The organism is Pseudomonas sp. S3_B08 (genome assembly GCF_054667725.1).
Genome location: NZ_CP162750.1, coordinates 5176339 through 5190485, shown reverse-complemented (window position 1 = coordinate 5190485; position 14147 = coordinate 5176339). Strand labels below are relative to the sequence as shown.

The 14147-nt window shown below is 60.8% G+C and carries 8 protein-coding genes; 1 reads left to right on the top strand and 7 read right to left on the bottom strand.

The genetic code is table 11. The annotated features are described in order from the left end of the window. Positions 1–83: 83 nt before the first annotated feature. The 5 genes from AB4N73_RS23490 to AB4N73_RS23470 form a co-directional block, all read right to left on the bottom strand. The gene (locus AB4N73_RS23490; RefSeq protein WP_305382021.1) at positions 84–686 is read right to left on the bottom strand and encodes a DUF924 family protein; all 603 of its coding nucleotides are present in this window, start codon (positions 684–686) and stop codon (positions 84–86) included. Between the two features lie 3 nt (positions 687–689). Continuing rightward, on the bottom strand, positions 690–1700 hold the full coding sequence (locus AB4N73_RS23485) for a class 1 fructose-bisphosphatase (protein WP_016772098.1): 1011 nt from the start codon (positions 1698–1700) through the stop codon (positions 690–692). Between the two features lie 339 nt (positions 1701–2039). Beyond that, complete coding sequence (locus tag AB4N73_RS23480; RefSeq protein ID WP_460142603.1) at positions 2040–3401, bottom strand: DUF3999 domain-containing protein; 1362 nt, start codon at positions 3399–3401, stop codon at positions 2040–2042. Next, positions 3398–6979: a DUF2339 domain-containing protein gene (locus tag AB4N73_RS23475; RefSeq protein WP_460142602.1), complete on the bottom strand. Its 3582-nt coding sequence runs from the start codon at positions 6977–6979 to the stop codon at positions 3398–3400. Before AB4N73_RS23475 ends, AB4N73_RS23480 begins: the two co-directional genes overlap by 4 nt. 251 nt (positions 6980–7230) lie before the next feature. After that, entirely contained in the window at positions 7231–9681 is a 2451-nt protein-coding gene (locus AB4N73_RS23470; RefSeq protein WP_041477535.1) for a glycogen/starch/alpha-glucan phosphorylase, read from the bottom strand. A gap of 259 nt (positions 9682–9940) precedes the next feature. On the opposite strand from AB4N73_RS23470, the gene AB4N73_RS23465 reads away from it, so the two are divergent. Continuing rightward, entirely contained in the window at positions 9941–10378 is a 438-nt protein-coding gene (locus AB4N73_RS23465; RefSeq protein ID WP_016772101.1) for a YkgJ family cysteine cluster protein, read from the top strand. 213 nt (positions 10379–10591) lie between these two features. Here the strand turns inward: AB4N73_RS23465 and typA are convergent, their stop codons facing one another. Then, positions 10592–12412 (bottom strand): translational GTPase TypA, encoded by a 1821-nt coding sequence (gene typA, locus AB4N73_RS23460; protein WP_016772102.1) that lies wholly within the window; start codon positions 12410–12412, stop codon positions 10592–10594. Positions 12413–12551: 139 nt separating this feature from the next. Continuing rightward, a complete protein-coding gene (gene thiI, locus AB4N73_RS23455) occupies positions 12552–14006 on the bottom strand; it encodes a tRNA uracil 4-sulfurtransferase ThiI (RefSeq protein ID WP_024011233.1) in 1455 nt (484 codons plus the stop codon). Between the last annotated feature and the right edge of the window lie 141 nt (positions 14007–14147).

The window sequence follows — 14147 nt, the reverse complement described above, 5'->3', positions numbered from 1 at the left end:
AGCAGGCTCGCTCCCACAGTGGAATGCATTTCAATTGTGGGAGCGAGCCTGCTCGCGAAAGCGGCATAAGCCGCACTGAAGATTCAGAATCTTGAGCCGGGCCTGGACAGGAACTCCAATTCCTCAGACGTAGACTCCCGCCCCAACACCGCATTGCGATGCGGAAACCTTCCAAACCGGGCAATCACCTTCTGATGCCGCTCGGCGTAGTCCAGGTTATCGGCAAACACCGCCCGCTCCGACTCTGGCTGCTCAGCCACCAATTCAATAAATCTGGAAACGGCTTCGTTCTGCACCGCGAGGTTTTCGCAGTGTTCGAACACCAGATAAATGAACACACGCTGAATCGGCTTCAACTGCCGATCAAAATCTGCCGCAATGCCTTGCGCGACAAGTTTCTGTGCAAGCAGATCACCGAAAAAGGCTTTGGGAGTGTCGCGATAGATCATGCGCGGCAGCTGATCGAGCAACAGCACCACCGCCAGCCAGCCTTCGGGACATTGCGTCCACTCAGTCAATTCGCCGGCCAGGGCCTGATCGACAAAGACCCCGAAACGCGTCTGCGCTTCGAGGTCCTGGCTGTTTCGCTTGCCGAACCACAACTTGCCCTTTTCGGCCGCTACTTCGCTGGCTGATTCGGCGTGCCCGAACCACCAGTCGAGCAACGGCTGCCAGGGCGCGTGCATGGTTTATTCCTTGTGGTAGGCCGTGGCGCGGGCGACTTCTTCTTTCGAACCGAGGAACACTGCAACGCGCTGGTGCAGGCCTTCCGGCTGGATGTCGAGAATGCGCTGGTGACCGTCGGTGGACGCGCCGCCGGCTTGTTCGACAAGGAACGACATCGGGTTGGCTTCATACATCAGGCGCAGCTTGCCCGGTTTCGACGGCTCGCGGCTGTCGCGCGGGTACATGAACAGACCACCACGGGTCAGGATGCGGTGGACGTCAGCAACCATCGCCGCGACCCAGCGCATGTTGTAATTCTTCTTCAACGGACCTTCTTCACCGGCCAGCAGCTCGCCGACATAGCGCTGTACCGGGGCTTCCCAGTGGCGCTGGTTGGACATGTTGATGGCGAATTCCTGGGTGGTTTCCGGGATGGTGATGTCTTCATGAGTCAGTACGAAGCTGCCCATTTCGCGGTCCAGGGTGAAGCCTTTGACGCCGTCGCCCAGGGTCAGCACCAGCATGGTCTGCGGGCCGTAGATGGCGTAGCCGGCGGCCACTTGCTGGGTGCCTGGCTGCAGGAAGGCTTTTTCGTTCAGCGGCTCGTTCTGGCTCAGGTATTCGTTCGGGCAACGCAATACCGAGAAGATCGTGCCGACCGGGGCGTTGATGTCGATGTTCGACGAGCCGTCCAGTGGGTCGAACACCAGCAGGTACGCGCCTTTCGGGTATTTGCCCGGGATCTGGTAGGCGTTGTCCATTTCTTCGGACGCCATGCCGGCCAGGTGACCGCCCCATTCGTTGGCTTCGAGCAGGATCTCGTTAGAGATCACGTCGAGCTTCTTCTGCACTTCGCCTTGCACGTTCTCGGTGCCCATGCTGCCCAGAACACCACCCAGGGCGCCTTTGGACACGGCGTGGCTGATCTCCTTGCAGGCACGCGCCACCACTTCGATCAAAAAGCGCAGATCGGCAGGAGTGTTGTTGCTGCGGGTCTGCTCAATCAAATAGCGACTCAAGGTAACGCGGGACATGGACGGCTCCGGTGGAATGGGGGGCGGAAAACCCGCGCAGTTTACAGGGAGTCTGAAAACCTAGCGAGCGAAGACGCCGGCTAACCTGCGCCTGGGTGTATTTGCCTGTATGAGACGTGATTGTTGGTGGAGAGTTCAGGTGTCGGGTTTAGCGTAGTTGGAAATGGGGCGGGTGGTGGTTGAGCGATAGCGGCAGTCTGATGAATTTTTGTTGTTTGACCGGCCGCCATCGCTGGCGAGCCAGCTCCCACAGGATGTGTGGTGTACACAAAATATGTGAACGACCGAGATCACTGTGGGAGCGAGCCTGCTCGCGAATGGCGCAAAGCGCCGCCATGCTCAGGTATTGGCTGGCGGTTTGCGCAACAGGCTGAACGCCATCGCCCCGAGAAACACCACACTGAGCAGCAACACCGCCCACAAGCCGAACTTCTTCCAGTTGGTCCCGGCCACCGCAGCCGTCGTCGCCGAAGTTTGCGTGGCCTTCGCTTCGTCCTGCACCGTCGCCTTGCCCAGGCTCGCCAGCTTTTCTGGCTTGAAATCCGGAATCAACGTTGCCAGCGGCAGGTTCGCCGTTTTCACCGTGGCATTGCCCAAGGCCAGGCTGTACGGCCCTTCGCCCCGGGCGAGGAAGATCACCTGCGTGGCGCGCACCGCGTATTTCAGGTCCGGCGCCTGCTCACCCAACCCGCCGCCGCGCTCATCCACGGTCAGCTTGAGTTGCTGCACGGTCTGCCCGGACAGCGGGATTTCGTTCTGGACCACGTCCTGATTGTTCTGGCTCAGGCGATACAGCAAACCGCTGCTCAGTGGCTGCCACGGCAAGTTGCTCTCGCGCCGGCCGGCCAACGTGACCGGCGCCAGACTGTTCGGCTGTTTCAGCTCGATCTGCACCCGCTCGACATTCAGCCCCATCGGCAACTGCCAGATGTATTCCCCGGACTTGGTGCTGCTGCCGGCCACGCTGGGCGACCAGACCAAAGGCAGCGGCAGGTTGCGCGGGTCGCTGCTTTTCAATTGCGCCGACGTCAGGACGGGCGCCGAACCCGGCGACTCCCACAGCAGACGAACATAGCGCGCGGTCTGCCCCGGCAGGGTCACTTCGTGCTGTTCGATGCGCTCATCGGAAAAGGTCAGCCGCGCCACCTGGCCCTCGCCCCATGACTGCCAGTGCTGCAGATCGTCGCTGGCCTCGATGCTGAAACGCTGGAAACCGTCGCGCTCGCTGGTCCAGTCGAGGATCAACTGCTGCAACGGTGCCTTGATCGCACTGGCATCGAGCAGCCAGCCGCGCAGCACTTCTTCGCCCGCCTCCAGTTGCGAGGACGGTTGCACTTCGACCAGGGTGCCGTTGGTGGTCGACTGCACGCGCACATTCGGCGCACGCTCGCTGGCGTCGGCAGCGTTGTACAGCGGGAACCACTTGACCTCGTGCAGCTTGCCGTCGTCGCGGGTCTGCGCCGACTCGCGCGCCAAGGCGTAGGCCTGCGCTTCGCCGGCGGCGTTGAACACACGCAAATCGCTGAGATCGGTCTGGCGCGCCTGCAATTGCGCGCTCAGCGGCAGGTCGAGGCGATACCACGGGCCATTGCCGCTCACCGTCAACGGCAACTGCGTGGCGAAGTCCGCCGGTTTTTCCTGAGCGCCAGCGACCATCACCACGCCCAGCGCCAACCAACCCAGATTCAGCATGCGACTCAAGATGCAACTCCTTCGGTTTCCGGCGCAGGTTTGTCCGCCGCCGGTTCAGCCTCGACGCGTTTGGGTGGCAGCGGCGCAAAGTAGCCGACCACCAGCAGCAATACGCCAACGCCGATAAACGAGACGATCCGGGCGAGGCCGCCACGGTTGCTCAGTTCGACAAAAATCAGCTTGGCCACCACCAGCGCAATCAGCGCCGCGCCGATCAGCCACACTTCGCGGCGATGGCGCAGATGGCCGCCGATCATCAGCCCCAGCGCCATCAACGTCCAGACGATCGACAGGCCGGCCTGCACCAGCATCGACGCGAGCAACTGATCAAGCTCGAACGGGATGCCGGCCCAGTGATGCGCCGCGCGGGTGACCAGCGCGGTGCAGAAGGCGAACAGCGAAACCCCGGCGATCAGTTGCGTAGCCTTGTCGGCATGATCCTGACGGATCGACAGCTGCGCGACGGCGCTGCGCGACCAGGCATAAACGCCGAACAGCGCAAACAGCAGACCCAGCTCCAATGGGTTGAGCAGCGGCACGTAAGGCAATGGTTCGGCATTGCCATCGCTGACGCCATTGGCCAGCCAGAACCACGCCAGCATCAGCACCGCCAGCGGTGCCGCTGCGTACAAGCGGTACTCGCGGGCAAATGCGGCCACCGGCCACGGCCACGAACGGGGAGCAGCCATCAGCAACAGATAGAGGCTCGGCAGAATCGCCCAGCCCAGCCACCGCCACGCGTTGTACTGCTCGGACAACAACAGCAGGCCGTAACGCAACTCCAGCGCCAGCACGCCAATCAACAGCCAGCAACCGAACACATGGGCCGCGCTCAATGCGCGCGCCGGCAACATCGACGCCAAGCGGCGCAGGCTGAAGAAATGCACCGCGAACAGCGCCGGCCACGCCAGCCAGCCGAAGTCGGCAGCCGGGTGGTAGCGCGAATGCCAAGCGCCGAGCAAAATCAGCGCCGTCGCCGGAATCAGTAAGGTGCAGAGCAACCCCAGCGCCGGCCATTTCAAGCGCAGTGACAAAATCGTCCACAGCGCCACACTGATCGCAGCGACCAGCAGCAACAATGTGCCTTGGAGGTTCGGCGAAGCGAAACGCAGGATTTCGCTGACCCACGCCAGCGTCCACCAACCGGCGCCCCAGACCAGCAGCACTTGCGACAAGCGCTGCAAACTCAAGGCATCAAAAGCCGTGGCATGGTTGCCCAATTGCAAGCGCCACGCGCCGATCAGCGCGGCCAGCCCCAGCACCAGAGGTGTCCAGAAGCCGCCATGGGCCAAAGGGCTCAATCCTTCGCTAGACAACGGCCCGAGCCATTCGGGGCCGGCGAGCAGAAACGCTGCGCCGCCGATCACCTGCAACAGCAGCCCGAAAACGAAACTCAGACGCTGTTGCAGGTACAGGCTCAGCCAGATGATCAGCAAACCGCTGGCCGCCCACACCGCGCTCGCGGTTTGCCACGGCAGCACGAACAGCACCGCCAGATTGCTCAGCACCAACCCCGCCAGCAACACCACCGACAAGCCGCGCAGCAAACGCACATCGCCGCGCACCATCTCATCGCGAGCCGCGAGCAGCATGCCGCCAATCAAGGCCAGTCCGATCAAGGACGCACTGAGCAAGCCGCTCCAGCCAGCGCTGAACACCGCCGCCGAATCTTCACCGGCAGTTTGCAGGCGCAGCAGGAACAACGCGCCGCCCAGCAACTGCACGGCAAACGCGGTAAACAGGAATGTGCGTGATTGAATCCGCAGCCCCACGAACAAAGTCGCCAACCCGGCCAAGGCCCAACTGATTGCCGTGCCCTGGATGAACAGGAACAACGGTGCCAGTAGATAAAGGAACGTCAGGCCCAGACACGCCAGTAGCGGCAGGCCTTGCCTTTCCCTCGGCAATGTCTGCTCGGGCGTAGCCTTGCGCAGTTGGAAGAAACTGAACAGCAGCGCGGCGCCAAGCATCAGCGCGCCCAGCGGTGCGCCGTCGAGCAGGCTGCTCTCGCCGAGTTGCAGCTGGCTGAGAAACGCCAGTGCCGAACCCAGTTGCAGCAGTAAGGCAAAGGCCCGGGCAAACGGTCGATGCTGACGTAAACCAAGCCAGAAAATCCCTGCGCCTTCCACGGCCCACGCCGCAGAAGTCCAGCGCGCATCGAGCCCCAGCGGAATCGCGAGACTGGCAAAAATCACTCCCAGCGCCAGGCAGGTTTCGCCCAGCAGCATCGCCCGCCCGCCCATCAAAACTTTGGCCAGCGTCATATAGATCATGCCCAGCGCTAACGCACTGAACGCCGCCGCAAATTCCAGGTGCTGGACCAACGCAAACTGCAAACCGAAGCCAATGATCGGCGGGCCGAACAGCATGGTGCCGTCGACATAATCACCCTTGCGGGCCGACCATTGCAGCAACGCCTCGCGGTCAGCGTCCGCCGGGGCATCCGCCATCTCGCGCAATTTGCGCCGGGCGAACAGCAGGCCGATGGCGAGGTACATAAGGAAAAACACAATCAGGAACGGCTCGGTGCTCCACAGCAGTTCCGCCGTGTAGGAACGCAGGCCCCAGGCGAAACCGATACCGAAGGTCCCGACAAAACCGATCAGGTTGAGCAGGCGCCAAGCCTTGAACCAGGCGATGGAGAGAATGCCGGCGTTGAGCAAGGCGAAATAACTGAAAAGTGCGACGTGATTGCCTTCGCCGGTAGAAGTCAGAATCGGCGCGGCGAAACCGCCCAACGCTGCCGCTGCGGCCAACCCCAGTGCATCCTGAGTGATCGCCAGAATGGCCGAGAACACCGTCACCGCGACCAGCAAACCGAGTGCAGCGGACGGATCAAGCAACGGATGCAGACGCATCGCCGCAAACACCGTCAGGTACAACACCGCGATCCCGGTGCCTTGCAGCATCAACGCATAGTTGCTATTGCGTCGGCGCAGCCACCAGCCCAGCGCAAGCAAGGCGAACGCCGCTGCCGCAACACCGGCGTAACGCAACTCGATCGGCACCACCATGCCTTCGGTGGCGTAACGCAGTAAAAACGCCAGACCGAAAAACAGCAGCACCACACCGACGCGCAGCACCGTGTTGCCGCCGAACAGCCAATTGCGCGCAGCGCTGATGCCGCGTTCGATCAGGTTCGGGCCACGGGGTTCGGCGGGTTTTTGCGGTGGTGCAACGGGAGCCGGTTCGGCGCGCCAGGCATCGGCCGGCAGCGGCTGGGTGGTTTCGCGGGCGACGGCGGAGACCGGTTCGAGTTCGGGGGGCAGTTCCCAGATCAGCTCAGGGGTCGGGGCAGCCTGCTCAGCCACGTCGACGGGTGCGGCGACTGGCTCGGCTTCAGGTGGCGGCGCGGGCGCATGCGAGGGCGAACCTTCCAGCACAAACAGCCGCTGGGCCACGCCTTGCAAGGCTTCGCGCACCTGCTCGAGTTGACGCTGTTGCTCCGCCGCCTGCGAGCCGAGGCGCGCAATGCGTAGCGCCTGGCCGATGACCAGCCCCAGCAGCGCACCCAACAGCGCGCCGCTGAATGACTCGCCGAGCAGTCCACCGAGCACCAGCCCGATCAACATGAACATCCATTGCATGGTCGATATCCCTAAGCAGCCCCGGGGCGGGGCGAGTCCGGCGATGGCTTCAGTCTAGGCACAAACCGTGTGGGAGCGAGCCTGCTCGCGAAGGCGGATTGTCAGCCAACATTTCTGTTTAAGTCGACGATCGCTTCGCGAGCAGGCTCGCTCCCACAGGGTACGGCGGTGATTGATGCCTTTTAACCGGCGCTCAGTATATCGATCCGGCCCAACAAACGTTGGGCCTTGCGCAGATTTGTCGGGGAAAGTTACTCCAGCGCTTTCCAGATATCCGTGGCGTACTCGCGAATCGTCCGGTCGGAAGAGAACCAGCCCATCCGCGAGGTGTTGAGCACCGCCGAACGCCACCAGTTCTGCGAGTCGTGCCAGTGCGCATCGACACGCTTCTGCGCTTCCCAGTAGGAGTCGAAATCGGCGCAGACCAGAAAGCGGTCATAGTCGATCAACGAGTCGATCAGGCCGGTATAACGCGAGGTATCGTCCGGCGAGAACACACCGCTGCGAATCGCTTGCAGCACATCGTTCAAACGATGGGAGGCGGCGATGTCGGGTACGGCGCTGAACTCGTGGTTCTGCTTGCGCGCTTCAACCTGTTGCGCGCTGAGACCGAAGATGAACATGTGCTCGGCACCGATGCGCTCGCACATTTCCACGTTGGCACCGTCGAGGGTGCCGATGGTCAGCGCGCCGTTGAGGCCGAACTTCATGTTACTGGTGCCCGACGCCTCGAAACCGGCGGTGGAAATCTGCTCGGACAAGTCCGCCGCCGGGATGATGCTTTCGGCCAGGCTGACGTTGTAGTTGGGCAGGAACACCACTTTCAGCAAGCCGCGCACGGTCGGGTCGTTGTTCACCACCCGAGCGATGTCGTTGGTCAGTTTGATGATCAGCTTGGCCTGGTGGTAACTCGCCGCCGCTTTACCGGCGAAGATTTTCACGCGTGGCACCCAGTCGACTTCCGGCTCGGCACGAATCGCCTGGTACAACGCCACGGTGTGCATCAGGTTGAGCAACTGACGCTTGTATTCGTGAATACGTTTGACCTGCACGTCGAACATCGCTGCCGGGTTGACCGCGATCCCGAGGCGCTCGTGAATCAGATAGGCCAGCGCCTTCTTGCTGTGCAAACGCTGCTCGGCGAAGGCTTTGCGGAACGCGGTTTTCTCGGCGAACGGTTCAAGTTCGAGCAGGCGCTCTTCGGGATGGTCGAGCACATCCGGGCCGAGAGCGTCGATCAGCATCGAGGTCAGTTCCGGGTTGGCCTGATACAGCCAGCGGCGGAAGGTGATGCCGTTGGTTTTGTTGTTGATCCGCTCCGGGTAGAGCTTGTGCAGTTCGGCGAATACGGTTTTGCGCATCAACTGCGTATGCAGACCGGACACGCCGTTGACGCTGTGGGAACCGAGGAACGCGAGGTTGCCCATGCGCACCCGGCGGCCGTTGTCTTCTTCGATCAGCGACACCGCACGCAACACGTCGAAGTCGTGAATGCCTTTGGCCCGCAGCGAGTCGATGTGCTGCGCGTTGATCAGATAAATGATCTGCATGTGCCGTGGCAGCATGCGTTCCATCAGCCCGACCGGCCAGGTTTCCAGCGCTTCCGGCAGCAGCGTGTGGTTGGTGTACGACAGCGTGTCGACGGTGACTTGCCATGCTGCGTCCCACGCGACGTCGTAGACGTCGACCAGTTGGCGCATCAGTTCTGCCACGGCGATTGACGGGTGAGTGTCGTTGAGCTGGATCGCCGCGTGATCACCGAGGGTCAGCACCGAGGTGTGCATGTTGCGGTGACGGCGCAGCAGATCCTGCAACGAAGCGGCGACGAAGAAGTATTCCTGACGCAGGCGCAGCTCTTGCCCGGCTTCGGTGCTGTCGGCCGGATAAAGGACGCGGGAGATACTCTCGGCGCGGGCCACTTCCGCCACGGCGCCCAGGTGGTCACCGGCGTTGAAGCGCTCAAGGTGCAGATCTTCCATGGCGCGGGCACGCCACAGACGCAGGGTGTTGACGCTCGCCCCGCGCCAGCCGACCACCGGCGTGTCATAAGCAATTGCGCGCACGGTTTCCGCCGGCGACCAGACCTGACGAGTCTTGCCGGAGGCATCGGTGACGGTTTCGACGCTGCCGCCGAAGCCGATCGGGTACGCCACTTCCGGCCGTTCGAATTCCCAAGGGTTGCCGAAATCCAGCCAGTGTTCGGTCTGCTCCTGTTGCCAGCCATCGACAATCGCCTGACGGAACAAGCCATGCTCATAACGAATGCCATAGCCATGGCCGGCGATGCCGAGGGTCGACATGCTTTCCATGAAGCACGCCGCGAGCCGACCGAGGCCGCCATTGCCCAGCGCTGCATCGGGCTCCAGCAGACGAATGCGTTCCAGATCGACGCCCAGTTCGGTCAACGCTTCACGGGCGACGTCGAGCAGCCCAAGGTTGCTCAGGCTGTCGTAGAGAAGGCGGCCGATGAGAAATTCCAGCGAGAGGTAATAAACCCGCTTCTGGCCTTTGCGGTAGATCTGCCGGGTGTGATCCATCCAGTGTTCGACCATGTGATCACGCGCGGCCAGGGCAATGGCTTCGAACCAGTCATGGTCGAAGGCATGATCGGGGTCTTTGCCCACGGCGTAGGTGAGTTTGGTCAGGACGGCGTCGCGGAACGCGGCCACCTCTGCTTCGCGAACTAGTGGTTCTTGAGTCATCAACAGGACCTCGAGCGAGCGGGAATTTTCTGAGCCTAGACGGTCTGACCGGCGGTAACGGCTCTGGTTCGGCAGTATTTGCGCGGACTGTGCAGCAGTCCGACATAACCTTGGCGGATGAACCAATGAATGCAGGGGCCGTGCCGTCCTGTCGGGCAAATTGCAGTCGTTGCGAAAATATCCGGCGAAAGGTTGTTCAAAATTCCACCGCTCCCGGTATGATCGCGCGCCCTGATGCATACACGCCTGGTAACTCCCGATGATGAAGCCCAACCTGATCGCCGCCGCCGAGATTGATCGTCTCGATACGTGGGCCAAATACTCGGCGCCGATGTGCGGCTCGTGCATGTCCAGCTGCTGCACGCTGCCGGTCGAAGTGAAGATCAAGGATCTGGTGCGCATCGGTGTGGTCGACGAGTTCGAACTGGGCGATCCGCCAAAGAACATCGCCAAGCGTCTGCAAAAGGAAGGTCTGGTCGAGCGCTTCAATCAGAAGTCGGGGATCTTCACCCTGCAGCGCATGAGCAACAACGACTGCTATTACCTGGATCGTAAAACCCGCCTGTGCACCATTTATGACAAGCGCCCGGACACCTGCCGCAACCACCCGAAGATCGGGCCGCGGCCGGGGTATTGCGCTTATAAGCCGAAAGAAGTCGAGCGGGTGCAGAATTTCCGGGCCATCGACAAATTTTGATCGGCCTTGAGATTTTCAGCGGCTGACCGGCCGCCATCGCTGGCAAGCCAGCTCCCACAATGATTGTGGTCGAACACATATTTTATATACGACCCAAAACCCTGTGGGAGCTGGCTTGCCAGCGATGGGGCCAGCACAAATATCGCTAAACGCCAGACAAACAAAAACGCCCCCGGTCTCGCGACCGGGGGCGTTTTCTATTCCAGGGCTGGATTACGCCTTGGCTTTCTTGGCAGCGCGGGTACGCTCGCTTTCGTCGAGGATCTTCTTGCGAAGACGGATCGACTTAGGCGTGACTTCGCAGAGCTCGTCTTCCTGGATGTATTCCAGAGCCTGTTCCAGGGTGAAGCGAACAGGTGGAACCAGAGCGATGGTTTCGTCTTTACCCGAAGCACGCATGTTGTCGAGCTTCTTGCCTTTGGTTGGGTTGACACCCAGGTCGTTGTCGCGGCTGTTCTGACCAACGATCTGACCGTTGTAGATCTCCTGGCCGTGTTCTACGAACAGCTTGCCACGAGCCTGCAGGGTTTCCAGCGAGTAGGTCAGAGCCTTGCCGGTTTCAACCGAAACCAGAACGCCGTTCTGACGGCCGGACATGTGGCCCGACTTCACTGGAGCGTAACGGTCGAAGATCGAGGTCAGGATGCCAGCACCGTTGGTCAGGGTCAGGAACTGGTTACGGAAACCGATCAGACCGCGAGCAGGGATGTTGTATTCCAGACGAACACGGCCCTTGCCATCCGGCACCATGTTGCTCAGGTCGCCCTTACGCAGACCCATCTCTTCCATGACCTTGCCCTGGGATTCTTCAGGGATGTCGATGGTGACGTTTTCGAACGGTTCCTGCTTCACGCCGTCGACTTCACGGATGATCACTTCAGGGCGGCCCAGGGCCAGCTCGAAGCCTTCGCGACGCATAGTTTCGATCAGTACCGAGAGGTGCAGCTCACCACGGCCGGAAACCTTGAACTTGTCAGCCGAGTCGCCTTCTTCAACGCGCAGTGCAACGTTGTACAGCAGCTCTTTGTCCAGACGATCCTTGATGTTACGGGAGGTCACGAACTTGCCTTCTTTACCGCAGAATGGCGAGTCGTTTACCTGGAAGGTCATGGACACGGTTGGCTCGTCAACGGTCAGCGGCTTCATCGCCTCGACGGTGTTGATATCGCACAGAGTGTCGGAGATGAACAGCTCGTCGAAGCCGCTGATGCAGACGATGTCGCCGGCTGCTGCTTCGTCAACGTCAATGCGGTGCAGACCGTGGTGACCCATCAGCTTCAGGATACGACCGTTGCGACGCTTGCCGTCGGCGCTGATAGCGACAACCGGGGTGTTCGGCTTGACGCGACCACGAGCGATACGGCCAACACCGATAACACCCAGGAAGCTGTTGTAGTCCAGAGCGGAGATCTGCATCTGGAACGGACCGTCACGGTCAACGGCCGGAGGCGGAACGTGGTCGACTACTGCCTGGTACAGCGGAGTCATGTCTTCCGCCATGGCGGTGTGGTCCAGACCGGCAATACCGTTCAGGGCCGAAGCGTAAACAACCTGGAAGTCCAGTTGTTCTTCGGTAGCACCGAGGTTGTCGAACAGGTCGAAGATCTGGTCCAGAACCCAGTCCGGACGCGCGCCTGGACGGTCAACCTTGTTGATGACCACGATTGGACGCAGGCCGGCTTCGAAAGCCTTCTTGGTCACGAAACGGGTTTGCGGCATAGGGCCGTCTTGAGCGTCAACCAGCAGCAGAACGGAGTCGACCATCGACATTACGCGTTCAACTTCGCCGCCGAAGTCGGCGTGGCCCGGGGTGTCCACGATGTTGATGTGGTAGCCGTTCCAGTTGATGGCGGTGTTCTTCGCCAGAATGGTAATACCGCGCTCTTTTTCCTGGTCGTTGGAGTCCATCACGCGCTCGTCGTTGAGCTCGTTGCGCTCCAGGGTGCCGGATTGACGCAGGAGTTTGTCTACCAGGGTGGTTTTACCGTGGTCAACGTGGGCAATGATGGCGATGTTGCGTAGATTTTCGATCACTTGTGTATCTCGATCAGAGGATTCGGTTTGCTGACAAGTCATGGCAGCGATTAGCAGTAGTGTCCGGCATGGCCGTTACAGCTTGACGGCGGTGTCGGGGGGCCGGTGACGCAGGCCACAGGCAAACAGCCCCGGGCACTTAGCTCGGTCGATAAACGCGCACATTGGCATGCCCCTCACTGAGCAAATGGTGGGCATGCAGGCGACTCATCACGCCTTTGTCGCAATACAGCAGGTACTGGCGAGTAGGGTCCAGTTCCTTGAAACGTGCGTTCACTGCATAGAACGGCATCGTCTGTACCTCTATGCCGGCGAGCTCCAGCGGGTCATCCTCGGCGGCATCCGGGTGGCGGATGTCGATGACGATCTGACCGGCCAGCGCTTCGCTGACTTCTTCAATTTGCAAATCCTGGCCCAACTCGTCGATTACCCGATCGATCGGCACCAGTTTGGCGTTGGCGAGCGCACGCTCGAGTACCGCCATGTCGAATTCTTTCTCTTCGTGCTCAACCCGGCCACGCTTGGCGGCGGTCTTGGGGTTGACCGAAATCACGCCGCAGTATTCCGGCATGTGCCGGGCGAAATCGGCGGTGCCGATCTCGTTGGCGGTGTCGATGATGTCCTGCTTGTGCGCGACGATCAGCGGCCGCAGCACCAGCTTGTCGGTCACGCAGTCGATCACCGACAGGTTCGGCAGCGTCTGGCTCGACACCTGGGAGATCGCTTCACCGGTCACCAGTGCATCGATGTGCAGGCGTTCGGCGATCTCGGACGAGGCGCGCAACATCATACGCTTCAAAACCACGCCCATATGACTGTTATCGACTTTGCCGAGAATTTCGCCCAGCACTTCCTCGAACGGCACACTGACAAATAGCACGCGTTGCGAGCTGCCGTACTTCTTCCAGATGAAGTGCGCGACTTCCATCACGCCCAATTCGTGGGCACGCCCGCCAAGATTGAAGAAGCAGAAGTGCGCCATCAGGCCGCGACGCATGATCTGGTAAGCCGCCACGGTCGAATCGAAGCCGCCGGACATCAATACCAGCGTCTGCTCCAACGCGCCGAGCGGGTAGCCGCCGATGCCGTTGTGCTGGCTGTGAATCACGAACAACCGTTTGTCGCGAACTTCGATACGGACTTCGATTTGCGGTGCTTTAAGGTCGATTCCGGCCGCACCGCACTCGCGACGCAGCTTGCTGCCGACGTATTTTTCCACGTCCATCGAGCTGAAGGCATGCTTGCCTGCGCGCTTGCAGCGCACCGAGAAAATCTTCCCGGCCAGTGCATCGCCGTAGTGCTGTTTGCACTTTTCGGTGATGTCGTCGAAGTCGCCCAGCGGGTACTCGTCGATCTGCAGAAAATGCGCGATACCCGGCATGCAGGTCAGGCGTTCGCCCATCTCTTTCAAGGCTTTGGGGTCGGTAACGCGGGTTTCCAGCTCGAGATTGTCCCACACGCCGTTCACCACCACGGCCGGGTCCAGGTCACGGAGCACGGTGCGGATGTTCTTGGCCAACTGGCGGATGAATTTCGTCCGGACAGGTCGGCTTTTGATGGTGATCTCGGGGAAGACTTTTACGATAAGTTTCATGAAAACAGCGCGCGAACGGCCAGCCGAAAAAGGGGGGCGCGGATTATAGCGGAAATTGCTCAAGGTTTAACCAGTTAATGTGCAGAAGGTTTTGCTTGCACCAAAACAGGTCATTTCTGAATTTAAACGCAACATTAAGGG